This window comes from Hungatella sp. SB206 (genome assembly GCF_051132295.1).
Classification (GTDB): Bacteria; Bacillota; Clostridia; order Lachnospirales; family Lachnospiraceae; genus Hungatella; species Hungatella effluvii.
Genome location: NZ_CP096603.1, coordinates 2,030,858 through 2,056,576 on the forward strand (window position 1 = coordinate 2,030,858; position 25,719 = coordinate 2,056,576).

Below are 25,719 nucleotides of genomic sequence, written 5' to 3' on the forward strand. Positions count from 1 at the left end.
TGATTAGTATGGTACATTTGGAATTCTATGACGGAAGCGGGCAGGCGTCTTGTGAAGAACTGAACGAGTACATGAGACAGAAGAAAGAAATCCTGACCCGGGCACAGGCCGGAGAAGAGCAGTATCGTGACAGTCTTGGATGGCTCAGCGTGGATGAATGGGCCGGAGAAGAGCGGATTACTGAGATCGAGACTTTCGCAAAAAGGGTCCGGGACGATGGGGATATCCTCGTGGTAATCGGAATCGGGGGTTCCAATCAGGCGGCCAGGGCAGTGACCTATGCGCTGCCTAGCCAGAGTAAGGTAAAGGTTCTGTACGCCGGAAACAATATATCTTCCGCGTATATGAAGCAGATTTTAGCGCAGTTGGACGGGAAATCCGTATATATAAATGTCATTGCCAAGAACTTTGAGACTATGGAACCGGGAATCGGTTTCCGGATTCTCAGGCAGTATCTGAGAAAACGCTATGGGGCAGACTACAACAGCAGGGTATTCGCAACCGGGACGAGAGGAAGCGAGCTGCAGGACCTGTGTGTGGCTCACGGTTATACATTTCTTGACTTCCCGGAAGACATAGGGGGACGGTATTCCGCCCTGTGCAATGTCGGGCTGTTCCCGGCCGCGGCGGCCGGAATTGATATTCGTGCCATGGTATCCGGCGCCAGAGATATGGAGCAGAATTTAAAGACGGCAGCAGGGGCAGAAAACAGTGCCTTTCAGTATGCCGCAATTCGTAATGTTCTGTATCAGAAAGGTTTCCGCATAGAGATGCTGGCTTCCTTTGAACCGAGGTATCAGTATTTCAATGGCTGGTGGACCCAGCTGTTTGCAGAGAGCGAGGGGAAAGAAGGAAAAGGGCTGTATCCGGTAGCTGTAAAATACTCGGAAGATCTGCATTCGATCGGCCAGTTTGTGCAGGAGGGGACTCCGGTGCTGTTTGAGACATTTCTGGATATCGAAAATCCGGACGAGGAACTGATTCTTGAGGCAGACGATGTGGACGACGGCTTCGATTACTTAAACGGGGCTGATTTGCGGGAGGTCAACAGAGCCGTGTTTTTAGCTACCTTTCAGGCGCACAGCGAGCGTCTTCCATGTGTCAGGCTTAAGATCGGTGAGTTGAACGAATACAGTTTTGGCCAGTTGTTTTACTTTTTTGAATTTGCATGCTACCTTTCCGGAAGCATGCTGGGGGTAAATCCATTTAACCAGCCGGGAGTGGAGAATTACAAGGGCTATATGTTTCAAGCGCTTGGAAAACATAAATAAAAGGAGGAAGTATTTTATGAAACTGAAGAAAATGGGGGCATTATCACTGGCTCTGGCAATGACGGTAACAGCCATGACGGGCTGTGCGATGCCGAGTACGGGGGGAAGCGACACGACAGCAGCGCCGACACAGGAGAAGACGGAAGCGCCGTCAAAGGACAGCAGTTCTGATACAACGGCGGCTGATTCGGATGAAAAGATTACTTTGCGGATTGTGGACTGGAGCGACAGTTCTCTGGCAAGAAGAGAGGAATTCAATAAAAAGTATATGGAAGATCATCCCAATATCGCCATCGAATATACGATGCTGACGATTGACCAGTTTAAGAATACCATTGTTACTATGATAAAATCGGGAGATGGACCGGATTTATTCCCGATTCCGACTGGCATGACGTTAAGCACTGCTCTTAAAGAAGAGTGGTATCAGCCACTGAATGATTATGTGACGGAGGAATTTTTAGATACACTGGATCCGTCTGTATTCGAAGAAGGCGTAACCATGAAGGGAGAAGAACTCTATACAATTCCAGAAAATATGCCGGTCGTAAATTGTTTATTCTTCTATAACAAAGATGTATTGGACAATGCTGGTGTTACCAAGGTTCCGGAGACGTATTCTGAATTTGCAGAGGCGTGTAAAAAGATAACAGAAACAGGGAACGGTGAGGTATTCGGTCTGATTGAAGGCGGAAAACAGTTAAATCGTCTGGATATTCTGGCTCGCTCCTTAGCCGCTGTGGGAGGTGGAAAAGTCGCTCCCAATGCCAAGGTCCTGACTGTAGATGGGAAGGCTCCATATGACAGCGAAGCCATGAATGAGGCAATGGCACTGATGGAACAGTTGGTTTCTGACGGAAGTATTCATCCAGATACTGTGAATATCAGCGCTCCCGAGGCAAGGGAGATGTTTGCTCAGGGACAGGCAGGTTTCCTCTGCCAGGGGATGTGGTGTATTCCGCCGTGGGCGCAGAGTTATCCCGATTTAAAATATGGAGTAATGGGAGTTCCTGTTCCGGACAGCGGAGCAAAGGGCGGTGTTCAGCAGGTAGAAAGTGCTCCGTGGATGGGACTTTATAAACAGTCCAGGCATCCGAAAGAGGCTGCAGAATATTTAATGGCTCTATTTGATGAAGATTACGGATATCAGTCCGGTTGTGTGTCCGATGGAAACTATGTTTCAATCGTTCCGAGCGTCAATGAAAAATATATGACGAATGAAGTTATGAAGCAGTATTACGAAATTGCAAGTGAAATAGCAAAGGTGGTACCGGCAGCAACAACAAGAGATGAAAAAGCATATGACTTCTATGCGGAAGTAAAAGACGTACAACCGAGCCTGGGTGCCATATTGCAGGGGGTGCTTTCACAGAGTATTACAGACTATTCAAGTGAACTGAAAAAATTGTCAGAGGCTTCCACCGTGGAATGGCAGAGAGCATCCGAAGCTGTGGGCCTCGATTACGCAACATTTGATTTCCCGAACTGGGATCCGCTTAAGGATTATACAGAGGCAGATTATGCAGCATTAAAATAATACGCCGGACAGAGGATACGTAAGGCTTTTGCGTATCCTCTGCTTGTAATATGTCCTGAAATTCACTATAATGAAGGGATAGAATACGGAGTTGGAGGGAAAAAGATGACTGCACGCGGAACGAATCTGCCCAGAGTTAAAAAACAGAATGAGGCTCTGATCAAGGAGATAATCTATAAGTACGGTCCCATATCAAGGAGTAAGATCGCAGAGATGCTGTCGCTGACTCCGCCGACGATCACGACGAATGTATCGTCCCTGATTGAGAGGGGGCTGGTCTATGAGTTTGCGGCAGAGGATTCTGACGTGGAGGAGCGTTCCCTGGGACGTAAACCCATTAAGATCAATTTCATTCAGGACGCCAGATATGCTGTCGGAGTGGAGATGAATCCATACCAGACGGCGATCTGCATGCTGGATCTGCGTGGGAATGAAAAAATCAGCATGAAGTATCCGCCCATGAACGGGGGATACGTGGAAGAGATGGATACGCTCGCCCGCAATATTGACAAGCTGATTTCGGAAAGCGGCGTGGATCCGGAGAAGATACTCGGAGTAGGCATGGGCCTGCCGGGTTTCGTGGAATCCAAGGTGGGAATTTTAAGAGAAAGCTTTAAAGCTGAGTGGAACAATAAAAACATAGCGAGAGATTTGTCGCGGAGACTGGATATTCCGGTCCTGATCGAGAACAATGCAAGAGCGCGCGCCATAGGAGAGGAGATGTTCGGAAAGACTCTGAGGCCGGATTCCTTCGCATACTACCTGATTTCCTATGGTATTGCCTGTCCCCTGTTTGTGAAGAACCGGATGATTACCGGTGAAAATGCCAGCGCAGGAGAGGCGGGGCACATGGTAGTGGACATCAATGGCCCCAAATGTGAGACCTGCGGCCACAACGGCTGCCTGGAGGAGATGGCCAGCGAAAGAGCCATTCTTAAGAAGTGCAAAGCCGCAGTCAATGACGGCGTTGCCACAATGCTGACGGAGCTCTGTCCGGACATCGGGGAACTGACCATGAAGGACGTGCTGATGGCGGAAGAGTGCAACGACGCGTATGTAGTGAAGGTCATGGAGGAGGCAGTCATGTATCTGGGCGTAACACTGGCCAACATCATCAATCTCATCAGCCCGCCGTTAGTGATTGTGGACGGCTATATTATGAAGGTGAAAAGGAACCGGAGACAGCTGCTGGAGGAGACTAAGAAGCATATCTTTGGCCTGAACGATCAGGAGATTGAGATTGAGTTTATTGATTTCAATCCTCTTACAGGAGCCAGAGGCGGTGCGGCTCTGGCAATTAAACAATTTTTTATTAAGGAGTAAGAAGCAAGTGGAAAAGATAAAAGCTGGCATTATTGGATGCGGAAGGATTTCTTCCGTATACCAGGCCGCGTTTGAAAATATGAAGGCTGAGGTGGAAGTTGCCTTTGTGGTGGATAAGGAAGTATGCAGGGCCAGGAAGCTGGCTGCTGCATTTCCAGGCTGTGGCTATTCGGATAAGCTGGAAGATTTACTGAAGCAGCCGCTGTCCGTGGTTCACGTTCTGACACCGCATTATTTACATAAGGAGCATGCGGCCGCATGTCTCGATGCTGGATTTCACGTTCTGACAGAGAAGCCGGTAGCCCTTACGACGGAAGATGCAGACGCCATGATCCGGGCGGCAGGCAGAAACGGAAGGCAGCTGGGTGTTATCTTTCAGAACCGCTATATCGAGGGCATTCAGGAAGTTAAAAAGCTGATTGAGCAGGGGGGATTCGGCCGAATCACCGGTGCGTTTTCTACATTAAACTGGTGGCGTCCCCCTTCGTACTATGAGTGCGACTGGAAAGGAAGCTGGGAAAAGGAAGGCGGCGGTGTGGTCATTGACCAGGCCATTCACAGCCTGGATCTGGTCCGCTATCTGATGGGCTGTGAACCGGTAAAGGTGAAAGGACATATTGACCGCAGAATCCTTACTAATATTGAAGTGGAGGATGTGGCAGACGCGGCTGTTACGTTTGAAAACGGAGCGGTCTATTCCTTTTTTGCGTGTAATTATTATACAAGCAACAGCCCGATCCGGGTGGAAATTAGCGGGGAAAATGGAACCGCGCTCTTGACGCAGAATGAAGTACTGATTCAGCTAAAGGGTCAGGAGCCGAGAACCATATATCCATCTGTTGGACCGGATGTCAAGGGCGAGGCGTACTGGGGGAATTATCACGAGATTCAGCTTCGGGATTTTTACCGTTGTTTAAGGGAAGGAAGACCGGTACCAACAGATCCGGAGGATGCGAAACGTACATTGGGGCTTGTTCTGGATATTTACCGTTCTTCCCGGGAGAACAGGGAGATTATAACGGAAAAATAAGCGGCGGAAAGATAGGCATCGGAAAATAATGTAATTTTTATTTTGGAATGGCATGACTGTAAAGGTTATGCCATTCTTTTTTGTCACAGTAAACATATATCTTGTGTTCTGTTGGTATTGAGGCTGCAGGAGCGTCTGTTTTTCAAACTTGTAGGTCACACACCAGGCATCCGCACCACTGCTCAGGGAAGCGCCCAGAGGGAAAGGAGCTGCTCATAAATTGTACCTGTCGCTGCTGGTAAATATTAAAGTCTTCCGGGCTTAAATGCTTCTGTACCCGCAACTCCTCTTCTTGAGTCATCACAAAGAAATGGTGCTGCCGTCTGTGAACAGTTATTTGAGTTAGTTGGTAAAAAAATGTATAAAAATGTATTGACAATACTGTTCAATGCCGGAAAGAAAGCACAATAATGCTGATAAAATAAAGATATTTTGATTTTAATATGTATTAATAATACAAAACGCTATTGACAAACACAAAATTGGATGCTAATATTTATTTAAATTAAAAAACTAATAACACTTAATAAAACATACAAGTAATTACCGGCACAAAAGTGAAAAAATACTTGAAAGGTGATTGATACGATGCGGTTAGAATTCTATAACGCAGACAGACGATTTACGCTCTGCAGGCTGAAACAGTATATGAAACAGGAAGCAGATATTTTGACAAAGGCACAGGCTGGGGAAGAGAAATATTCAGGTAATCTGGGATGGCTTCATGTGGAGGAATGGGCCGGAGAGAAGAATCTTCGGGAAATAGAGACCTGTGCAGGAAGAGTCAGGGAAGATGGTGAGATCCTGGTGGTGATTGGAATCGGCGGTTCCAATCAGGCAGCGAGAGCCGTGGTCGAGGCACTTTCCTGCGGCGGCCCTATGAAGATTTTATATGCTGGCAACAACGTCTCGTCCCAGTATATGAAACAGCTTCTAAAGCAGCTGGAAGGAAAATCTGTCTATGTGAATGTCATAGCGAAAAACTTCGAAACGCTGGAACCGGGTATCGGTTTTCGAATTCTTCGCCAGTATCTGAAAGAGAGATACGGAGCCGGATATGAAAGAAGGGTTTTTGCTACTGGAACGAGGGGAAGCCGCCTGCATGAGCTTTGCAGAATTTACGGTTATACCTTTCTGGATTTTCCTGAGAACATCGGGGGACGGTATTCGGGCCTTTGCAATGTAGGTCTGTTCCCGGCGGCAGTGGCTGGAATGGATATCCGCGCCATGGCTGCCGGAGCAGGAGACATGGAACGGGAACTGCGGAACACAAAGGGAGAGGAAAATACGGCATTTCAGTATGCAGCCATCCGCAGCCTCTTGTATCAGGAGGGCTTCCGTGTAGAGATGCTGGCTTCCTTTGAACCGAGGCTTCAGTACTTTTACGGCTGGTGGACGCAGCTGTTTGCGGAAAGCGAGGGGAAGCAGGGAAAAGGCCTTTATCCTACAGCGGTGAAATACTCGGAAGACTTACACTCTATCGGGCAGTTTGTGCAGGAGGGAACGCCGATTCTGTTTGAGACATTTCTGGATATTGAGGAACAGGGAGATGCGGTGTTTGTGGAAGCGGACGAAGTGGAGGACGGTTTTGATTACCTGAACGGCTCCAGTCTGGCGGACATCAGCCGGGCGGCCTTTGAGGCGACCGTAAAGGCGCACAGTGAGCGTCTGCCCTGTATCAGAATCAGAATCGGCGAATTGAGTGAATACAGCTTTGGCCAATTATTTTATTTCTTTGAATTTGCGTGTTACCTTTCAGGAAAGCTGCTGGGGGTCAACCCTTTTGACCAGCCAGGTGTGGAGAACTACAAGGGCTATATGTTTGAAGCCCTTGGAAAAAATAAATACAGGGGTGAAAGCAATGGAGAAAATTAGAGTGGGTATTGTTGGAACGAGCTATACGGTGGGGATTGCGGGCAATCATGCGAAAGGCTACTTACAGAATCCAGGCTGTGTCCTCACCGCTGTCTGCGACATTGTCCCGGGACGTGCCGCACAGTGGGCAAAGGAAAGAAATCTGGAGGTGGAAATCTGTTCTGATTACGATGAGCTGCTTGAGAAGGTAGATGCCGTAAGCATCTGTACTCCCAACTATGCTCACGGAGAGCTGGCTGTGCGGGCTATGGAAAAAGGAAAGCATCTGCTGTGTGAAAAGCCTTTAAGCATTGATTCCGAAAGCTCTGTCCGGGCGGTAAGCATTGCCAGATGCTGTTCCACGGTCGCCATGATCGGATTCAGCTATCGCGGGATACCGGCGGTCCGTTACATGCGCCAGGTTCTGCAGTCCGGTAAGATGGGAAAGATTTTTACATACCGGGAGACACTGGGCGGATGCAGGATTGCCAATCCCGGGGTGAAGCTGGAATGGCGTATGCAGAAGCAGCTTTCCGGCACAGGGGCGCTGGCTGATTTTGGCTGCCATATGCTGGATCTGTGCGACTGGATGTTTGACGGGTCTCAGGGAGCGGTTTCCGAGGTAAATGGCTTCGTCTCCTGCTCCATTTCGGAGCGGGATGAGATATTTGACCCGGGACAGGGCCAGGTAAGCAACGACGATTCCGCGGCATTTAACCTCCGGTTTGAGAGCGGAACACTGGCTTCCTTTGTAGCGAGCCGGCTGGGCGTGGCGAGACATACCATTGAGATATACGGAGAAGGCGGCATGATGCTTTTCCGGGACGACCGGCCTGCGGAAGTGGAGGTCTGGTTTAAGGAAAAGGACGGGGGATATGCAGGTAAGCCGGAGGTCATCTCCGTGGACGAAGATCTGGTGACAGATCCATGGTTTTTTGCCGAAATCAATGATTTTATCCATTGTATTCAGACCGGGGAAAGGCCAGACCGCAATTTTGACCGGGCGCTCTATATTCAGGATCTGCTGGATAAGATTTTACTGGCCTGCGAAACCGGTAAAACTATGCATATATAAGGAGGAAAGAGATTATGAGAATGAGCCTTTTAACAAACAGCCTGACCGGTGTCGGGATCAGGGATTTAAAGACCATTGCCGACTGGGCCTGGGAAAATGGAATCTGCGAGTTAGATGTGGGGCCGGCGATTCCTCTCGACAAGGAACAGTTCGACGCGGTTCTGGGGGAAGGAAAGGTATCGGTCGGGACCATGATTTACTGCCGTAATTTCCTCAGCAGGGACAAGGAGGAGGCGGAGTTTCACTGCAGCGCTCTTCGGGACCGGATCCGGTTTGCCGGTGAGATGGGAATCGGAAAAATTGTGTGTTCCACCGGTGTTACGGCGGAATCCTTTGGCGGTATGGGATTTGCTCCGGAGAAGAGTCTGCCTGCTGTGGTGGAACTGGCGAAGCAGTTTGTGGAGCTGGCGGAGAAATATGGGGTTAAGCTCTGCTACGAGAACTGCCCCATGATGGGTAACATTGCCACCTCACCAGACTTGTGGAAAGCTGTTTTTGATGCGGTGGACAGTGAGCAGCTGGGGCTCTGCTACGATCCGTCTCATCTCGTCTGGCAGTTCATTGATCCGTATAAAAACATCTATCAGTTTGCCGACAGGATTTTCCATGTCCATGCCAAGGATACCGTCGTAGATCGGGAGGCCCTGGCACAAACCGGCGTTTTACAGAATGGGAAATGGTGGAGACACCGTCTGCCGGGGCTGGGAGAACTGGATTGGGGCCGGATTGTGGATGCTCTTTATGAGATTAAGTATGAGGGAGCCATCTGTATCGAGCACGAGGATCCGGTCTGGGAAGGCACGGAGGATAAGGTGAAACGGGGAATCTTAAAGACAAGAGATCATGTCAGTTCTTTCTTTATGTAAAATATAGAAGGTAAAAAAGGAGGTATTTCATATGAAAAACAAACGTTTACTCGCCGCATGCATGGCCGCATTACTTGCAGCCTCATCCCTGACGGCCTGCGCCGGAGGAAAGACAGCATCCAGCGGAGATAATTCCGGAAAAACAGAGTCTACGAAGGCTTTAGCAGGAGAGACAACTACCGGAGCGGCAAAGGATACGGAGGGAGAGAATCCGAAAGAAGAGAGTCCAAAGGGGGAAAAGACAGTTCTGACCGTGTGGCATACCTGGGGCGCCGGTCCGGGAACGGACGCGATGGAAAAGGTTGTCGATATGTACAACCAGACGAATGACAAGAATGTGGAGATTAATCTTCAGTTTGTAGCCAATAAGGCCAGCGGCAACACACAGACCATGGATAAGCTGATGGCTTCCATAGCCGCAGGAAGCCCGCCGGAGATGGCGCTGCTGGATAATTTCCAGGTTGCGACCTGGGCCCAGCAGGATGCGCTTGTAAAGCTGGACGACTTAATGGCGGCTTCCGGCACCTCCTTTGACGGTATTTACGACTGGGCCAAGTCTGGTTCCCAGTACAAGGGCAGCACCTATTCGATTCCCTACAATGGAGATACCCGTGCGCTTTTCTATAACAAGGACTTATTTGCGGCCGCGGGATTGGATCCTGAGAATCCGCCTTCCACGATCGAGGAGTTAAATGCAGCAGCGGAAAAGCTGACAATTATGGAGGGCAGTACCTATAAGCAGGTTGGTATCATTCCGTGGTTATTTGCGGGTAAACCGATTTATACCTGGGGCTGGAACTTTGGCGGGGACTTCTACGATGCCGACGCCAATGTGCTGACAATCGCAAAGGCGGAGAATATCGAAGCACTTCAGTGGGAAGTGGATGTTGCTGACAAATTTGGCGGAAAGAGCTTTGTGGAATTTGCAGCGGGGCTCGGTACCGGAGCGCAGGATCCGTTTGTGACCGGACAGGTGGCCATGGCGGTTAAAGGAAACTTCGATATTGCCAACATGGCGCAGTATAACCCGGATTTGAACTATGGAATCTGCCCGATCCCAAGTAAGGAAGAGGGAAAACATATGACATGGGCAGGAGGATGGGCGTTCGTAATCCCACGCGGAGCAGGCAATCAGGAGCTTTCCATGGATTTTATGAAATACATACTGAGCGACGAAGCGCAGACCGTCATGGCGGAAGACAGCGCCAGCCTGTCTCCCTGTAAGAGTGTGTCGGAGAAGGTATTCGGCTCCAAAGATAACTATAAGGCATTTATGGACTACATATCTACTGCAAAAATTCGCCCGCCGGTACCTGTCGGACAGATGCTGTGGGATAATTTAAATCAGGTACTGGATTCGGCGCTGAATAAAAAGGATACGCCTGAGAACCTGATGAAAGCCCTGGATGTCTCCATCAATGAAGAACTGAAGAAACTTGAATGAGAAGAGGTGATTACCATTGAAGAGTGGCAGCAATGTACGGCATGCGCAGGGAAGGTTTGTTAAGAAAAGTGGTATTGAGGCCCATAAATCGAGGATGGGGTTATTGTTTACGGCACCGTGGATTCTTGGCCTGCTCCTGTTTTATGCTTACCCGCTTCTTTCCTCTATCTACTACAGCTTTACATCCTATAGTGTGTTAAACAGAGGAACCTTTGTCGGGCTGGCAAATTACAAAGAACTTGTGAGGGATAACCTGTTCTGGAAGAGTATCTGGAACACCCTGTATTTCACGGCGCTCAGTGTTCCCGTCAATATTATTCTTGGAATTGTCATTGCGCTTTTGCTGAATTCCAGGATCCGGTTAATTGGTCTCTACCGCACCGTTTTCTTTATCCCTACGCTGGTGCCGGTCGTTGCTACCGCCACGGTGTGGCGCTGGCTGCTGGATTCCAATTATGGCATCATTAACAGTCTGCTTAATAAGATTGGAATTGCATCGATTCCCTGGCTGGCCAGCGAAACGTGGTCAAAGCCGGCACTCGTGCTGATCGCTTCCTGGGGAATCGGGCAGGCCATTATCATTAATCTGGCCGGCCTTCAGGATATATCACCTGAGTATTACGAGGCGGCGCAGATAGATGGTGCGAACCTGTTTCAGCGGGTTCGCAACATCACCCTGCCGCTGCTGACACCTGTTATTTTCTACAATGTGGTCATGGGCGTTATAAACGCCCTGCAGACCTTTACACTGCCCTATACCCTTACGAACGGCGAAGGCAATCCGGTTAATTCTCTTACCTTTTATGTCATGCATTTGTATAACAATGCGTTTGGCTATATGCACATGGGGTATGCATCGGCGATGGCCTGGATTCTGTTTCTGATCATACTGGTTCTCACCATTGTGATCTTCGGTACTTCAAAAAAATGGGTGCATTATCAAGAGTAGAAGTATCGATTCAGCCGTGCGGCAGTTTGTACGGAAAAGTGTGTTACAAGCTCGCTTGTATAAGCACTTTTTTGTACAAACTGACATAGGGCGGAACGCCCGGGCTTCTTGTTTTCGCGCTTTTCGAAAACAAGAAGATGCACGGCTGAATCGTTACGAATAGGAGGAATTTTATGATGAAACGGTTAAAAAAGCTTCCAATCCATCTGATTCTGATTGGGCTGGGTTTTTTCTTCCTGCTACCTTTTATCTGGATGCTTTCCACTGCACTCAAATCGGATCAGCAGGTACTTGTAAATCCACCGATCTGGATTCCGAATCCGGTCATGTGGGAGAATTTTGCCAGGGCAATAAACTATATTCCGTTTTTCCGCTATATGGGCAATACAGCCGTGATCGCGGTTTTAGATGTGCTGGGAACGGTGGTCGCCTGCCCCTTAGTGGCCTATGGGCTGTCCCGGCTGGAGTGGAAGGGGCGTGAACTGCTGTTTTTTATCACCATAGCGGTTATGATGATTCCCCAGGAGGTCACGATGGTTCCGACCTTTATCCTGTTTAATAAAATTGGTCTGACCGGAACGTATGTGCCTCTGTTTATCCAGTCCTTCTTCGGAAGGCCATTCATGATCTTTTTACTGCGCCAGTTTTTTATGAATCTTCCCCATGATCTGGAAGATGCGGCGCGGGTGGACGGAGCCTCGGAATTCTATATCTACGCGAAAATTATGCTGCCCCTGGTCGTGCCGGGCGTGTTGACGGTAGCTCTGTTCCGGTTTATGAACTCCTGGAACGACTTTTTAGGACCGCTGCTTTACTTAAGCGATGAGAAGCGGTATACGCTCAGCATCGGGCTGCAGATGTTTACCACGCAGTATAAGACAGAGTGGTCGCTTCTTATGGCTACGGCGCTGATGATTACCCTGCCGGTTATTATCATTTACTTTATTGTCCAGAAGCGGTTTATCGAAGGAATTACTTTCTCTGGGATCAAAGGCTGAGACAGGGAGGAGGAAAAGATGACTGCACGTGGCACAAATCTGCCAAGAGTCAAGAAGCAGAATGAGGCTCTGATTAAAGAAATTATCTATAAGTACGGCCCTATATCGCGAGGGAAGATTGCAGAGATGCTGTCGCTGACTCCGCCTACGATTACGACGAACGTGACATCCCTGATCGAGAGAGGGCTGGTGTATGAGTTCCCGGCGGACGCTTCCGATGTGGAAGAGCGTTCCCTGGGACGCAGACCGGTAAAAATTGATTTTGTTCAAGATGCCAGATATGCCATCGGAGTGGAGTTAAATCCCTATCAGACGGCAATCTGCATGCTGGATCTCCATGGAAATGAGAAAATCAGTGTGAAATATCCTCCCATGAATGGGGAGTATGTGGAGGAAATGGACGCGCTTGCACAGAGTATTGATAAGCTGATCGCCGGGAGCGGAGTGGATATGGAAAAGATCCTGGGCGTAGGCGTGGGGCTGCCGGGCTTTGTGGAAGCGAAGGCGGGGGTTCTGAGAGAAAGCTTCAAGACAAACTGGAATAATAAAAATATAGCCAGAGACTTGACGAGAAGGCTGGAGGTTCCGGTACTCATCGAAAATAACGCCAGAATAAGGGCGGCCGGAGAAGAGATGTTTGGAAAGACGCTGAGGCCGGATTCCTTTGCTTACTATCTGATTTCCTATGGTATTGCATGCCCGCTGCTGGTAAAGAACCGGATGATTACAGGGGAAAATGCCAGCACCGGCGAGGCCGGCCATATGGTAGTGGAAATCAACGGTCCGAAATGCGAGACCTGCGGTCACAACGGCTGTCTGGAGGAGATGGCCAGTGAACGGGCGATTCTCAAGCGGTGTAAAGCGGCTGTATCCGCAGGCGCCTCCACGATGCTGACAGAGCTGTGCCCCGACCCGGCGGAAATGACCATGAAGGACGTCATTATGGCAGAGGAATGCAATGATACGATGGTAGTGAAAATCATGGAGGAGGCTGTCATGTACCTCGGCGTGGCGCTGGCGAATATCATCAACCTGATCAGCCCGCCGCTGGTCATTGTGGACGGCTATATCATGAAGGTGAAGAGAAACCGAAGGCGGCTTCTGGAAGAGACGAAGAAACACATCTTTGGTCTGAATGACCAGGAGATCGAGATTGAATTTATCGATTTCAATCCCTTCACAGGTGCCAGGGGCGGGGCTGCTCTGGCAATCAAACAGTTCTTTATCAAGGAGTAAGTATTGAATAAAATAAGTGAGGATTCGTAATCAAGTGGAAAAGATAAAAGCAGGTATCATTGGATGTGGCAGGATTTCATCAGTTTACAGGGCCGTGTTTGAGAATATGAAGGAAGAAGCAGAGCTTGTCTTTGCAGTGGATAAGGAATTAAGCCGGGCGGAGCAGCTGGCCGCGGCGTTTCCCGGTTGTGGTTATTCCGACAGGCTGGAGGATCTGCTGAGGCAGCCGCTGTCTGTGGTTCACGTCCTGACTCCCCATTTTTTACATAAGGAGCATGTAATTGCATGTCTGGAAGCGGGATTTCACGTGCTGACAGAGAAGCCTGTCGCGCTGTCACTGGAAGATGCTGACTTGATGATCGCGGCAGCGAAGAAAAATAAAAGGCAGCTGGGCGTCATATTCCAGAACCGTTATATTGAAGGCGTTCAGGAAGTGAAGCGAATGATAGAAGCTGGGGAATTTGGACGGATCACAGGTGCGTTCTCCACGCTGAACTGGTGGCGGCCGCCTTCTTATTATGAATGTGACTGGAAGGGAAGCTGGGAGAAGGAGGGCGGCGGTGTGGTCATCGACCAGGCCATCCACAGTCTGGACCTGGTTCGTTATCTGATGGGCTGCGAACCGGTAAAGGTGAAAGGTCATATTGACCGGAGAATCCTGACTAATATTGAGGTGGAGGACGTGGCAGACGCAGTCATTACATTTGAAAACGGTGCGGTTTATTCGTTTTTTGCATGCAATTACTACACCAGCAACAGCCCCATCCGGGTAGAGATAAGCGGGGAACATGGAACGGCACTCTTAACAGAGAATGAAGTAGTCATTCGGTTGAAGGGCCGGGAGCCAAGAACCGTGTCTCCATCCGTCGGGCCGGAGGTAAAAGGTGAGGCGTACTGGGGAAATTATCACGAGGTTCAGATCCGGGATTTTTACCGCTGTCTAAGGGAAGGAACCCCGGTACAGACAGACCCTGAGGATGCGAAACGTACACTGGGGCTTGTACTGGATATTTACCGTTCTTCAAAAGAAAATCGGGAGATTGAGAGAGAATACTCCGCAGAAGAGTAAAAATATAATTTCAATCCACATTCTGAAGTCCAGAATACAAAACTCAGAATGACATAGTAGTTATGCTACCATTTTATCCGGTTACCGGATTGTTTTGACCTCATGTCAGTGGGGGATATCTGTCCGCCACTGACGCTAAGTTTGTTTTTTCGATTCATCTCCCACCTGTAGGGGCTGGGAGATGAATCGCTTATTTTGTTAAAATCGAAATGCTCTATAGACATCACCTCCATTCTAAAGAATAAGGGTCAACGCCACCCTGTAACACGGTTCTTCCTTTTTGTAGTATAGCATATCCATAGAAAAACAACAATGGTAAGTATATAAAACATAAATTAAAAGTACTTATAACTCATATCATAGACCATCTGCTCACAAATAAATCCCCTGAAACTTATTTTTACTTCATCATACAAACTTCATTTATGCACGCAAACGTTTGAGTAAAAACTTCGCAAATCCCCTCTGAAATGTGTTAATATAAAGTCATTGAAGTACGCAAAAACATAAAAAGAAACAAAAAGAAGAAAGGTGGAAAAGCATGGCGGAAAATGTTTTGATTGTCCATGGAGGCGGGCCAACAGCGGTTATCAATTCTTCCCTTTACGGAGTAATAGAGGAAGCAAAGAAAATCGGAATAATTGATAAGGTTTATGCAGCGATCGGGGGAAGCGAAGGGATCTTGAAGGAGCGTTTTTTAGATCTTCTGGAATTCCCGGAGGAGAAACTGAAGCTGCTTCTGGAAACTCCAGCCACGGCGATCGGATCGTCCCGGTATGCGCTGGAGCAGGAAGATTACGAGGCCATGGTCGCCATTTTTAAGAAGTATGAGATTAAGTATGTGCTGTTAAATGGCGGAAATGGAACCATGGATACATGCGGACGTGTTTACGAGGTTTGTAAGAATGAGGATATCCGCGTCGTTGGAATTCCCAAAACCATTGACAATGATATTGCAATTACGGATCACACGCCGGGCTATGGAAGTGCAGCAAGATACATAGCGGCCACGACCGCCGAGGTAGGCGTAGATGTGAAATCCCTTCCGATTCACGTATGCATCATTGAGGCCATGGGACGGAATGCCGGCTGGATCACTGCGGCATCGGCACTGGCCAGGAAAAAGCCTGGGGATGCCCCGCATCTGATCTATTTGCCGGAACGGCCTTTTCATGAGGCGGAATTTTTAGAGGATGTAAAACGCATCCATGAAGAAAAGGGCGGAGTTGTAGTAGTAGTCAGCGAGGGCTTGAAAAATGAAGCGGGAGAGCCCATTGTTCCTCCGATCTTCAAGACGGAAAGGGCCACGTATTATGGAGATGTCAGCGCCTATTTAGCCGAACTGGTCATCAAGAAGCTGGGAATTAAGGCGAGAAGCGAAAAGCCGGGTATCTGTGGAAGGGCGTCGATTGCATGGCAGTCTCCCGTGGACCGGAATGAAGCGGTTCTTGCAGGAAGCGAGGCGTTAAAGGCGGCAGTAGCGGGCCAGAGCGGCGTCATGGTCGGATTTATCCGTGATGAAGAGGCGGAGAAGACTGACGGTGTATACCGTATGCACACAGAGATGATACCGATTAAGGAAGTCATGATGTACGAACGGACCATTCCGGAGTCCTGCATGAACGAACGAGGCAATGATGTGACAGAGGAATTTATCCGCTGGTGCAGACCTCTGATCGGACCGGAACTGAGAGACTTTATTGATTTTAGAGAATTATATGAGCAGCATGCTCAGTGATTAAAAGGAGGGGATTCGATGAAACACATTTTTTTGAATTTAAAACGATTTGATATTCCGAAGGAATACGGCGGAGTAAACAGCATTGCTCCCATTGGAGAGTGGGGAAGCTTTATTGTATCCAATACCCAGGAGCAGTTAAAAAAATATGACGGTGAGGACGTGGAATTTGCCATGTATTTTCCGGAGGCCCACTTGATTTCGGCCGCAGGCGCACTGTGTGAGGACAGCCCGGTTAAGGTTGGATGCCAGAGCGTATACCGCGACGATACGGCGGTTGGCGGCAATTTCGGCGCATTTACCACCAACAGGACGGCTAACGCGGCGAAAGCCATCGGCTGCACCACGACAATTATCGGCCACTGTGAAGAGAGAAAAGACAAGGCGGGAATCCTTGCGGAAGCCGGTGTGACGGATACAAAAGCGGTGAACCGCCTGCTGAATCAGGAGATAAAAAAGGCTGTTTCTTCCGGTCTGTCTGTGTTATACTGTATCGGAGAGACCTCTGAAGAGCAGGAGAGATGGAAAGAGGTATTAAAGGAGCAGATTGCTGTCGGTCTGGAAGGCGTGGATAAGAGCCTGGTCACCATTGCGTATGAACCGATCTGGGCCATCGGACCTGGAAAGATTCCGCCGGATAAGGACTATATCACCATGATCGGCACTTATATTAAGGAAATTACCGATGGATGCGATGTTGTGTACGGCGGTGGATTAAAGGTGGATAATGCAGAGATGCTGGCTTCCGTTCCGGTAATGGACGGCGGGCTTATCGCACTGACCAGATTCCAGGGAGAGATTGGATTTTACCCGGAAGAGTATTTAGAAATAATCAAAACTTATATGGGATATTAATACCGTAGAATGCCCATTGATGAAATAGGAGGAGATTTTATATGAAATTATCATTTGAATACGGCGCCGGCCTTATGGCCGCAGAACTTCCCGATACAACTGACATCTTTATTCCGGGTGAGACCGTACCGGATCCGGCATGCATTCCGGAGGACCGTCTGGTAGAGGAGACTTTAAAATCCATCAGAAACCCTATGGGTATGGAACCTCTCTCTGAACTGGCGCATAAGGGCTCCAAGGTTACCATTATTTTCCCGGACCGTGTAAAAGGCGGAGAGCAGCCGACATCCCACCGCAAGATTTCCATTAAACTGATTCTGGATGAACTGTATGCGGCTGGTGTGGAGAAAAAAGATATTTTACTGATCTGTTCCAACGGCCTTCACCGGAAGAATACAGAGCAGGAGATTCATAATATCCTGGGTGACGAGCTGTTCCATGAGTTCTGGCATACCCATCAGATCATCAATCACGACAGCGAGGATTACGATCATCTGGTAGATTTGGGAACCACGGACAGAGGCGACCCTGTTCTGATGAATAAGTACGTTTACGACAGTGATGTCGCTATTCTGATCGGCCATACACAGGGCAATCCTTATGGCGGATATTCAGGCGGCTACAAGCACTGCGCGACAGGAATTACGCACTGGCGTTCCATCGCCTCCCACCATGTGCCGGAGGTTATGCACCGGAAGGACTTCACTCCGGTCAGCGGTACGTCACTGATGAGAACAAAGTTTGACGAGATCGGACAGCACATGGAGAAATGCATGGGCAAGAAGTTCTTCTGCTGTGACGCGGTTCTCGATACGAAATCCAGACAGATTGAGATCAACAGCGGATACGCAAAGGTAATGCAGCCTCACTCCTGGATCATGGCAGATAAGAGAACGTATGTGCCGTGGGCAGAGAAGAAGTACGATGTCATGGTATTTGGTATGCCTCAGTTCTTCCACTACGGAGAAGGCATGGGAACCAATCCGATTATGCTGCTTCAGGCTATTTCCGCCCAGGTCATCAGACATAAGAGAATCATGAGTGATAACTGTGTAATTATCTGCGCTTCTCTCTGCAACGGATATTTCCATGATGAACTGTGGCCGTATCTTAGAGAGATGTACGATATGTTCCAGCACGACTATATGAATACACTTCCGGATATGAACCGCTATGGCGAGTACTTTGCAACCAATGAGGAGTATATCAGAAAGTATCGTTACTGCAACGCGTTCCATCCATTCCACGGCTTCTCCATGATCAGCTGCGGCCATATCGCGGAGATGAACACTTCCGCAATCTATCTCTGCGGCGCTCAGGATCCGGGATATGCAAGAGGAATGGGACTTAAGACGAGAGCAACCATCGAAGAGGCGCTGGAGGATGCAAAGAAGAAATTTGTAGGACCGAATCCGAACATTCTTGCTCTTCCACAGACATTTAAGCTGGGAGCCGTTCATCTGATGATGAAGGATGACGTATATGAGGGAAAGGGCGCGGAAGACTGTGCCTGTGCAGCTCATATGCACCGCTAGTACAGCATTGCATTAATAACACAGTACTAGAGTGTGTTTGGATGATTTCTGATTAAAACAATGACGGAACGGCCTTACAGCGGCAGAACCTTGTGGCTGACGGGCCGTTCTAAGCAATGCCCGGGGTATTGCTTTATACAGTTAACCCAGTGCTGACTGGTATATTTACGCCAGACGGTACTAATTTATGGAAGGGGGTTTTTCAGTGAAAACATTGATTAAAAATGCATCTGTCTATCACAACCACCGTTTTGAGACGCTGGATATTCTGTTGGAGGACGGCCGGATTGCCCGTATGGGCGGCTGTGGGGGCGAGTCCTGTGACAAGGTGATTGATGCCGGCGGAAGCCGTGTGGTTCCTGGTTTCCTTGATATTCACACCCACGGAGCGGTCGGCGTGGATGTCAATGGGGCGGACGCGGAAGGCTTTGAGAAAATCTGCCGTTTCTTCGCTTCGCAGGGAACGACCAGCTGGCTCTGTTCCGTCCTTACAGATACGAAGGAGCAGACGATGCAGGCCATCGATATGTATAAAGAATGGAAGAAGACGGAGCATCATGGTGCGAATCTGATGGGAATCCATCTGGAGGGACCATTCTTATGCCCGGATTACAAAGGAGCCATGCCGGAGCACCTCTTAAAGAAGCCTGACATGGAGCTTTTAAAGGCATACCAGGAAGAGGCGGAAGGAGAGGTCCGCTATATTACGGTTTCGCCTGAGGTGGAAGGCATCGTAGATTTTATCCCCTACATCAAGAGCCTGGGTATCCAGGTTGCCATCGGCCATTCAGGCGCGGATTATGATACGGCGCGAAAAGCCATACAAAACGGTGCGTTAGGGGCAACTCATACCGGCAACGCCATGAAGCTGCTGCATCAGCATTTCCCGGCGATCTGGGGAGCTGTACTGGAAGATGACGATGTGTACTGTGAAATGATTTGTGACGGCAGACACCTTCATCCGGGCACAGTCCGGTTTATCATTAAGATTAAGGGGCTGGACCGTGTGGTTGCGATTACGGATTCCATCATGGCCGCCGGACTTCCGGATGGCAATTATAAGCTGGGAGTTAATGACGTAGTGGTAGTGGACGGCGATGCGAAGCTGGCTACCGACGGAACCCGCGCAGGCAGCACGCTGACAACCGGAAAGGCGCTTAAGAATCTTCTGGAATTTACGGGACGTTCTCTGACGGATATCATTCCGATGCTGACAGAGAATCCGGCCAGACTGATTGGTGTCTATGACCGGGTAGGCTCCATCGAGCCAGGCAAGGATGCGGATCTCGTATTTTTGGATGAAGGATGTAATGTTGTGCGTACCTTTGTTAAGGGGAAAGAGTGTTACTAAGTATATAAAAATGAGTGAGAAAGAGACGGTTAGATAATGAGTGGATATCTTTATATTTTATTCTGGATTGTCAGCTTCGGGGCATCCATAGCAGGAGCGATCTGTGGAATTGGCGGAGGTGTTATCATAAAGCCTACGCTTGACGCATTTGGAGTCTTAAGCGTTTCAACCATCAGTTTCCTGTCAGGCTGTACGGTGTTGGCCATGACCTGCTATTCCGTAATCAAGGGAAAGATGAGCGGGGAATCATTGATTGACATGAAGACAGGGACACCTTTAGCGATTGGTGCCGCGATCGGAGGCGTAGTTGGAAAATCCATGTTCCAGGCGCTTTCCGACATGTTTGTGAATAAAGATATGGTGGGAGCAGTTCAGGCAGGATGTCTGCTCATTATCACACTGGGAACTCTGATTTATACGCTAAAAAAGGATAAGATAAAAACGCTCCATGTGATGAATGCGGTATTATGTATCGTCATTGGTATCGTACTGGGTATTTTCTCCTCCTTCCTGGGAATCGGAGGAGGCCCGATCAATCTGGTTGTTCTGTTCTATTTCTTCTCGATGGAGACAAAAACAGCGGCCCAGAATTCCCTGTACATTATTCTGTTTTCACAGATTACCAGCCTGATAAATTCCCTGGTCACCAGAACCGTACCAGAGTTCACGATCTGGCTATTGGTGCTCATGGTAATCGGCGGTATTCTCGGTGGAATGAGCGGCCGGATTATCAATAAAAAAATAGATTCCAAAGTGGTCGACAAGTTATTCATCATTTTAATGATTGTGATTATATTTATCAATATTTACAATATTTATCAATTTGCACGTTAGCAATGAGCAGTGCGAAAAAAGCCAAAGGAAAATTTGTGTTGTGCTCGCACATAAACAAATTTTCCTTTGGTTTTTTTCATAGGGCGAAGCCCGTGACCGAGGTGTAGCGGAGCGGAACCGAGGTGCACTGCGGCCCAGCGGGCAGCGGAACCGAGGTGCCCAATGGCCCAGCGGGCGGCGGGCAGCGACCCAGCAACCAGCAAAGGAGATGCGATGGAACAGATACTAATAGTAATTTTCTCCTCCTTCTGCGGAGGACTTGTGCAGGCAGTTACAGGATTTGGCGGTGCAGTAATCATCATGATTTTTCTTCCGCTTATACTAAATATGACGGCGGCCCCGGCACTCAGCGATGTCATAACCATGACACTGTCATTTTCCATGTTTTGGAGATACCGTAAGGCGGTGCATTATAAAAGCATTCTAATACCTGCCGCCGTTTATCTAATTACCAGCACACTGGCGATCCATGGTTCCGCCTATGTGGACGCGGGAAAACTGAAAGGATTTTTTGGTGTATTTCTGATTTTACTGTCGCTATACTTCTTTGGCTTTTCAGGCAAACTTTCGGTGAAACCGACATTCTTTATGAATTTTGCATGCGGCGCCCTGGCTGGTATCTGCGGCGGTTTATTTGGAATCAGCGGGCCGCCGGCCAGTCTGTTTTATCTGGCGGCGACGGATACAAAAGAAGAGTATTTAGGAACCCTGAATGCATTTTTTTCCTTCACGGTAATTTTTAACCTGATATCCAGGATCTGCAATGGCTTTCTGACTGTATCGCTGATCCCTCTGATGGGGGTCGGGATTGCTGCCATCTTAACCGGATGTGTCCTTGGAAGCAGGATTGTTAAGAAGATCAATATTGATGTTATGAGAAAGTGTGTGTATGGGTTTATGGCATTTGCGGGAGTGGTGATTGTGGTGCAGGGCGGGCTTCGGTGATACATATTAAAATATTGCGAACAGCGTCAATAATTCATGTCTAATGCCCGATGAAGCGGGGCAGGCCCAGGCACGGGCTTGTAACTCAATTACACGTAATACGACATGTGATTCATGTCTCTTTCTGTAACGGTTAGTTTTTGTTGTATTCCCATAGACCGGACAGCTCTGACTGGTGCATTTTGGGGCTGCCGCAAGGACTTCTGACTGCGGCAATGCGGCTTTGTATTCCAGCGTCTCATGGAACTGGCTGAATGCCCGGGAGACCATTACGTACTAGGGCGTGTTTGAAAATTCATTTCTGCCATCTGCACGCCCCATTTTGCGGTATATTTACCCCTCACTCGATCAAAGTAGCCCCCTACGCTTCCCCCATTCGGGGCAAATCTCCCACAAACTGTGACGCACATCTGGCAGAAAGCAATTTTCAAACACACTCTAGCATAACGGACAGTATCTTATTCAAAATAATCATCTTGCTGCATATGGGGGTATAAGTAAGGCATCCGGTTTTTAGGAGGATAAAAAAGGAGTACTGTACTGTGATCAACTGTGGCTGGTATGAGTACTCATATGTATCCCTGTCTGTTCCATTCGGGAAATGAGCAGACGAGGCGAGGTGGTCGTCTGTGAGGCAGATATCAATGCAGTACTGGCGTTTTTGGTTACATTGTATCTTACGGCCAGCCAGGTTATGTATCTGCCCCTGTTATAGATACATCGTCTGATCAAATTATGATGAATTAAGAGAAGGTGAGTTTCCGGATATGCCCCGCACAGGAGTTGAAATGTAATGAATCCTGTATGGGACATTTTATATCAAGGGAAAAATGTTGCGATAGGAATGTCAAAGTTTAAGTGAAAGAGAGGGTATTCATCACCCCCCCCCCTTTTTGTTGATTTTGGAAAAAATGTGGCATAAAAGAGAAAAATATCATATTAATATGAGCACTATTACTTAAACTATAAAAAAAGATATTGACAAGTCATTTGATGTGTGGTAAATATGTATTATACACACGTATTTATAATAAAATAATTATGCGAAATGCCATATATACAAATACTCAATTACATAATTAAAAAACGTGTATTAAATTTAAACATAAGAAATAAGATGGTCGGCCATTTTATATAACTTGTATACACACGTGTGTATACAAGGAGCACAAAATTGGTGTTATGTACTAAGAAAGAGAGGGGATCTACATGAAGAAAAGAAGATGGATGGCACTTGCACTTGCCTGTACAATGATTTTTACAGCGGGCTGTCAAAAAGGGGGAAAAGAAACAGCTGAGGTGCCGGTTAACAAGGAAACAAAAGAAAGCCAGGCAGAGACGGCTAATACGGAGGTTCCAAACACAGAAAATACGAAGAGCCAGGAGGAGTCGGTTACAATTAAGTTTGCTAATTACGCGGTGTTGGAGGAAGGAAACAGCGCCTTCTGGGAAAAGATTAAAACAGATTTTGAAGCGGAGAATCCCAATATAACGATTGAATGGATTACGGCGCCGTTTGGGGAAATGGTGCAGCAGGTTATTAATATGGCAGGAGGCGGCGAGTATGTTGACCTGATTTTTGGCGAATTGGACTGGACACCAACTTTGGCGGATTCGGGAATAGCATGTCCGGTATCAGACATTATGTCGGCGGAGTATCTGGCGGATTTTTATCCTAATGTTTTGGAAGCACACTCGATTGATCATGTGCTTTATTCTCTTCCATTATATGTGGGACCGTATATTTTGTACATCAATAAGGATTTGTTTGAGCAGGCCGGGTTGGATGCATCGAATCCTCCGACTACCTATGACGAGATGCTTAAGTGCGCAGAGAAACTTTCTGAATTAAAGGACGCAGATGGAAATCAGGTATATGCATTTGGTCAGACTACTGCATCGGTACCGGTATCGGGGGCTTCCCTGACGAGCATGGTATTCAATTTTGGAGGCCAGGTGCTTGATGAAAATGGAAAGTTAAGCTGTGACAATGAAGGATTTAAGCAGGCCTTTGAAATGCTGAAGCTTCTGGATGAGAAAGGCTATAACCCGCAGAATGCAAAGCTGAAGGATTTGAGAAATTTATTTGCTCTGGGCAGACTTGCCATGTATTATGATCAATCATGGGGATTTGCAGGTATAAAACCGATTAATCCGGAATCGGAAGCGTTTACGGTTACAGCAAAGCCTTTAAAAGGCGGCAGCGGTACGGGACAGAGTATCTTGCAGTCCCACTGCCTGATGATGGTGGATAATGGAGAAGCACGAAAGAAAGCTGTAGAAAAGCTTGTTGAATATATCATAACGAATGATAATCTAAGTTACCGTATGTCTAATGAGACGCTTGCATACCCGGCTAAGAAATCTATGGAACACGCAGTGGAGGGTAGTTTGATTTTAAAGGGAGCTGCCGGTTCTGAGGCAAATACAAAGACACAGGTTTTTATTCCGCAGAACAGTGATTTAAATCTTGAACTCTGTGCATTGGCTCAGGCAGTAACCGTTGGAAAAACGGATGTGGACAAGGCAATCGCAGACTTTAAGAAGGCTGCAGAAATGATTCTTGATTAAGTACGTTCAGAGAGGATTAGTATGGAAACGGGAATAAAAAGCGAAGAAGCCAGGGAACTGGCGGCCATGTATAGAAGTCAGCTCTCAGATATTATGGAAGAGTGGGCGAAGCATACTGTGGACCCGACCGGCGGTTATATAACCGATTTCGGCGAGGATTGGGAACTGGTTTCCAGGCGTAAGAATATATGGGCTCAAGCACGCCAAACGTATATGTTTGCTGCCTATTATGAATATTCTGGCCATGAGGATAAGTGGCTTTCACTGGCTAAGCTGGGACGTGATTTTCTGGTTCACCATGCATACGCCGGAGAGGGCCGATGGTATTATGAGGTGTCGGAAGATGGAGAACGGGTGATAGAAGGAACAACAACCATATTTACGGATCTATTTGCCCTGATTGCGCTGGCACAGTATGCATCTGCATCGGGAGACCGGACGGATTATGAACTGATTAGGGAGACGTTTGATTGTGCGAGAAATCATATTATGGATCCTGAGTTCCGGGATATAAAACCGCATGTGTGGCGGAAAGGAATAGAGAGACATTCTCCATACATGATTGCTGTTCATTCATCCATGATAGCGGAAAAAGTTCTTGGAAAAGATGTCACTGGACCGTTTATTGATTTCTGTATTCATAAACTGTTGTATTTCTTTGGGAAAAATAAAAGCGGATATCTGTTGGAAAGTCTTAAAGAAGATGGGACTGTATGGGATACTCCGGAGGGGCGTATTGTCAATCCTGGTCATATTTTTGAAGGAATGTGGTTTTGTATCGATTATGCAAGAGGAACGGATGATGATGATGATGTGATTTCAAGTGCGCTCAGCATTATCCAAGATACTGCTGAAGTGGCAGTTGACCGGACACATGGGGGTGTGATTCATCGGTTTGACTGCTATGGGAAGGAGGGAGAGGATACACTAAAAACGGATACAGGAGAACTTAAGCCGGATGACAAGGTGGACTGGGTGAACTGTGAGAGTCTTTATGCGATAGCTCTTGCGGCGGTACTGACAGGAAACGAGACTTCGATCGAGCAGTTTCGTCAGCTTCATCAATTCTGCCAGACGCATTTTAAACCTGAGGAAGGAGGAGACTGGTATCCCGTCCTGGATCGGGAAGGGACGCCGCTTCGCAAAAATAAAGGGGGAAAGCACAGGGTGGCGTTTCATGTACCGCGTGCGCTGATGAATCTCAGCGTATTATTTGAAACTGTAAGTTGATCTGTGTT

23 protein-coding genes are annotated in these 25,719 nt (G+C 48.0%); 21 read left to right on the forward strand and 2 right to left on the reverse strand.

What is annotated here, in order from left to right; all coding sequences use genetic code 11:
• The first annotated feature begins 8 nt into the window (after nucleotides 1-8).
• From M1L66_RS08825 to M1L66_RS08910, 18 genes are all read left to right on the forward strand, one after another.
• Nucleotides 9-1,271: a glucose-6-phosphate isomerase gene (locus M1L66_RS08825; RefSeq protein ID WP_434692308.1), complete on the forward strand. Its 1,263-nt coding sequence runs from the start codon at nucleotides 9-11 to the stop codon at nucleotides 1,269-1,271.
• 16 nt (nucleotides 1,272-1,287) lie between these two features.
• Nucleotides 1,288-2,808 carry an ABC transporter substrate-binding protein gene (locus tag M1L66_RS08830; protein ID WP_434692310.1) on the forward strand — a complete coding sequence of 507 codons (1,521 nt, stop codon included), beginning with the start codon at nucleotides 1,288-1,290 and terminating at the stop codon, nucleotides 2,806-2,808.
• A 105-nt stretch (nucleotides 2,809-2,913) separates the two neighbouring features.
• Nucleotides 2,914-4,131, forward strand: a complete 1,218-nt coding sequence (locus M1L66_RS08835) for an ROK family transcriptional regulator (RefSeq protein WP_187022776.1) — start codon at nucleotides 2,914-2,916, stop codon at nucleotides 4,129-4,131.
• Between the two features lie 7 nt (nucleotides 4,132-4,138).
• Nucleotides 4,139-5,161: a Gfo/Idh/MocA family protein gene (locus M1L66_RS08840; protein WP_434692313.1), complete on the forward strand. Its 1,023-nt coding sequence runs from the start codon at nucleotides 4,139-4,141 to the stop codon at nucleotides 5,159-5,161.
• A 588-nt stretch (nucleotides 5,162-5,749) separates the two neighbouring features.
• Nucleotides 5,750-7,036, forward strand: a complete 1,287-nt coding sequence (locus M1L66_RS08845) for a glucose-6-phosphate isomerase (protein ID WP_434692316.1) — start codon at nucleotides 5,750-5,752, stop codon at nucleotides 7,034-7,036.
• Nucleotides 7,023-8,090, forward strand: a complete 1,068-nt coding sequence (locus M1L66_RS08850; RefSeq protein WP_434692319.1) for a Gfo/Idh/MocA family protein — start codon at nucleotides 7,023-7,025, stop codon at nucleotides 8,088-8,090. The genes M1L66_RS08845 and M1L66_RS08850 overlap by 14 nt, the downstream gene beginning before the upstream one ends.
• Nucleotides 8,091-8,104: 14 nt before the next feature.
• Complete coding sequence (locus tag M1L66_RS08855; RefSeq protein ID WP_110321264.1) at nucleotides 8,105-8,956, forward strand: sugar phosphate isomerase/epimerase family protein; 852 nt, start codon at nucleotides 8,105-8,107, stop codon at nucleotides 8,954-8,956.
• Between the two features lie 31 nt (nucleotides 8,957-8,987).
• Nucleotides 8,988-10,400 carry an ABC transporter substrate-binding protein gene (locus M1L66_RS08860; protein WP_187022772.1) on the forward strand — a complete coding sequence of 471 codons (1,413 nt, stop codon included), beginning with the start codon at nucleotides 8,988-8,990 and terminating at the stop codon, nucleotides 10,398-10,400.
• A gap of 16 nt (nucleotides 10,401-10,416) precedes the next feature.
• The gene (locus M1L66_RS08865) at nucleotides 10,417-11,349 is read left to right on the forward strand and encodes a carbohydrate ABC transporter permease (protein ID WP_187022771.1); all 933 of its coding nucleotides are present in this window, start codon (nucleotides 10,417-10,419) and stop codon (nucleotides 11,347-11,349) included.
• A gap of 173 nt (nucleotides 11,350-11,522) precedes the next feature.
• Nucleotides 11,523-12,347 (forward strand): carbohydrate ABC transporter permease, encoded by an 825-nt coding sequence (locus M1L66_RS08870; RefSeq protein ID WP_002600843.1) that lies wholly within the window; start codon nucleotides 11,523-11,525, stop codon nucleotides 12,345-12,347.
• A gap of 18 nt (nucleotides 12,348-12,365) precedes the next feature.
• A complete protein-coding gene (locus tag M1L66_RS08875) occupies nucleotides 12,366-13,583 on the forward strand; it encodes an ROK family transcriptional regulator (protein ID WP_187022769.1) in 1,218 nt (405 codons plus the stop codon).
• Between the two features lie 34 nt (nucleotides 13,584-13,617).
• Nucleotides 13,618-14,652, forward strand: coding sequence for a Gfo/Idh/MocA family protein (locus M1L66_RS08880; protein WP_187022768.1), 1,035 nt, complete (start codon nucleotides 13,618-13,620; stop codon nucleotides 14,650-14,652).
• Nucleotides 14,653-15,193: 541 nt separating this feature from the next.
• Nucleotides 15,194-16,390 carry a diphosphate--fructose-6-phosphate 1-phosphotransferase gene (locus tag M1L66_RS08885; RefSeq protein WP_434692325.1) on the forward strand — a complete coding sequence of 399 codons (1,197 nt, stop codon included), beginning with the start codon at nucleotides 15,194-15,196 and terminating at the stop codon, nucleotides 16,388-16,390.
• Between the two features lie 18 nt (nucleotides 16,391-16,408).
• The gene (locus tag M1L66_RS08890; RefSeq protein ID WP_187022766.1) at nucleotides 16,409-17,245 is read left to right on the forward strand and encodes a triose-phosphate isomerase; all 837 of its coding nucleotides are present in this window, start codon (nucleotides 16,409-16,411) and stop codon (nucleotides 17,243-17,245) included.
• Nucleotides 17,246-17,286: 41 nt separating this feature from the next.
• Nucleotides 17,287-18,780: a lactate racemase domain-containing protein gene (locus tag M1L66_RS08895; protein ID WP_187022765.1), complete on the forward strand. Its 1,494-nt coding sequence runs from the start codon at nucleotides 17,287-17,289 to the stop codon at nucleotides 18,778-18,780.
• Nucleotides 18,781-18,985: 205 nt separating this feature from the next.
• Nucleotides 18,986-20,131, forward strand: coding sequence for an N-acetylglucosamine-6-phosphate deacetylase (gene nagA / locus M1L66_RS08900; protein ID WP_349768941.1), 1,146 nt, complete (start codon nucleotides 18,986-18,988; stop codon nucleotides 20,129-20,131).
• Nucleotides 20,132-20,167: 36 nt separating this feature from the next.
• Complete coding sequence (locus M1L66_RS08905) at nucleotides 20,168-20,965, forward strand: sulfite exporter TauE/SafE family protein (RefSeq protein WP_187022763.1); 798 nt, start codon at nucleotides 20,168-20,170, stop codon at nucleotides 20,963-20,965.
• Nucleotides 20,966-21,178: 213 nt separating this feature from the next.
• Complete coding sequence (locus M1L66_RS08910) at nucleotides 21,179-21,910, forward strand: sulfite exporter TauE/SafE family protein (protein WP_187022762.1); 732 nt, start codon at nucleotides 21,179-21,181, stop codon at nucleotides 21,908-21,910.
• A 6-nt stretch (nucleotides 21,911-21,916) separates the two neighbouring features.
• Here M1L66_RS08910 and M1L66_RS08915 read toward each other — a convergent pair whose 3' ends face one another.
• Entirely contained in the window at nucleotides 21,917-22,180 is a 264-nt protein-coding gene (locus M1L66_RS08915) for a transposase (protein ID WP_243270309.1), read from the reverse strand.
• Nucleotides 22,180-22,320 (reverse strand): DUF6783 domain-containing protein, encoded by a 141-nt coding sequence (locus M1L66_RS08920; protein WP_349768943.1) that lies wholly within the window; start codon nucleotides 22,318-22,320, stop codon nucleotides 22,180-22,182. Before M1L66_RS08920 ends, M1L66_RS08915 begins: the two co-directional genes overlap by 1 nt.
• On the opposite strand from M1L66_RS08920, the gene M1L66_RS08925 reads away from it, so the two are divergent.
• The 3 genes from M1L66_RS08925 (at nucleotide 22,258) to M1L66_RS08935 (ending at nucleotide 25,711) form a co-directional block, all read left to right on the forward strand.
• On the forward strand, nucleotides 22,258-22,407 hold the full coding sequence (locus tag M1L66_RS08925; RefSeq protein WP_349768942.1) for a DUF6783 domain-containing protein: 150 nt from the start codon (nucleotides 22,258-22,260) through the stop codon (nucleotides 22,405-22,407). The genes M1L66_RS08920 and M1L66_RS08925 overlap by 63 nt on opposite strands.
• 712 nt (nucleotides 22,408-23,119) lie before the next feature.
• Nucleotides 23,120-24,481 carry an ABC transporter substrate-binding protein gene (locus M1L66_RS08930; protein ID WP_434692333.1) on the forward strand — a complete coding sequence of 454 codons (1,362 nt, stop codon included), beginning with the start codon at nucleotides 23,120-23,122 and terminating at the stop codon, nucleotides 24,479-24,481.
• A 21-nt stretch (nucleotides 24,482-24,502) separates the two neighbouring features.
• The gene (locus M1L66_RS08935; RefSeq protein ID WP_434692336.1) at nucleotides 24,503-25,711 is read left to right on the forward strand and encodes an AGE family epimerase/isomerase; all 1,209 of its coding nucleotides are present in this window, start codon (nucleotides 24,503-24,505) and stop codon (nucleotides 25,709-25,711) included.
• Nucleotides 25,712-25,719 lie beyond the last annotated feature (8 nt).

Bases quoted from the DNA above. Each gene is read 5' to 3' on its own strand.
- M1L66_RS08825 (WP_434692308.1), top strand. From the start codon at position 9: ATGGTACATTTGGAATTCTATGACGGAAGCGGGCAGGCGTCTTGTGAA.
- M1L66_RS08830 (WP_434692310.1), top strand. From the start codon at position 1,288: ATGAAACTGAAGAAAATGGGGGCATTATCACTGGCTCTGGCAATGACG.
- M1L66_RS08835 (WP_187022776.1), top strand. From the start codon at position 2,914: ATGACTGCACGCGGAACGAATCTGCCCAGAGTTAAAAAACAGAATGAG.
- M1L66_RS08845 (WP_434692316.1), top strand. From the start codon at position 5,750: ATGCGGTTAGAATTCTATAACGCAGACAGACGATTTACGCTCTGCAGG.
- M1L66_RS08850 (WP_434692319.1), top strand. From the start codon at position 7,023: ATGGAGAAAATTAGAGTGGGTATTGTTGGAACGAGCTATACGGTGGGG.
- M1L66_RS08855 (WP_110321264.1), top strand. From the start codon at position 8,105: ATGAGAATGAGCCTTTTAACAAACAGCCTGACCGGTGTCGGGATCAGG.
- M1L66_RS08860 (WP_187022772.1), top strand. From the start codon at position 8,988: ATGAAAAACAAACGTTTACTCGCCGCATGCATGGCCGCATTACTTGCA.
- M1L66_RS08870 (WP_002600843.1), top strand. From the start codon at position 11,523: ATGATGAAACGGTTAAAAAAGCTTCCAATCCATCTGATTCTGATTGGG.
- M1L66_RS08875 (WP_187022769.1), top strand. From the start codon at position 12,366: ATGACTGCACGTGGCACAAATCTGCCAAGAGTCAAGAAGCAGAATGAG.
- M1L66_RS08885 (WP_434692325.1), top strand. From the start codon at position 15,194: ATGGCGGAAAATGTTTTGATTGTCCATGGAGGCGGGCCAACAGCGGTT.
- M1L66_RS08890 (WP_187022766.1), top strand. From the start codon at position 16,409: ATGAAACACATTTTTTTGAATTTAAAACGATTTGATATTCCGAAGGAA.
- M1L66_RS08895 (WP_187022765.1), top strand. From the start codon at position 17,287: ATGAAATTATCATTTGAATACGGCGCCGGCCTTATGGCCGCAGAACTT.
- M1L66_RS08905 (WP_187022763.1), top strand. From the start codon at position 20,168: ATGAGTGGATATCTTTATATTTTATTCTGGATTGTCAGCTTCGGGGCA.
- M1L66_RS08910 (WP_187022762.1), top strand. From the start codon at position 21,179: ATGGAACAGATACTAATAGTAATTTTCTCCTCCTTCTGCGGAGGACTT.
- M1L66_RS08915 (WP_243270309.1), bottom strand. From the start codon at position 22,180: ATGGTCTCCCGGGCATTCAGCCAGTTCCATGAGACGCTGGAATACAAA.
- M1L66_RS08920 (WP_349768943.1), bottom strand. From the start codon at position 22,320: ATGTGCGTCACAGTTTGTGGGAGATTTGCCCCGAATGGGGGAAGCGTA.
- M1L66_RS08930 (WP_434692333.1), top strand. From the start codon at position 23,120: ATGAAGAAAAGAAGATGGATGGCACTTGCACTTGCCTGTACAATGATT.
- M1L66_RS08935 (WP_434692336.1), top strand. From the start codon at position 24,503: ATGGAAACGGGAATAAAAAGCGAAGAAGCCAGGGAACTGGCGGCCATG.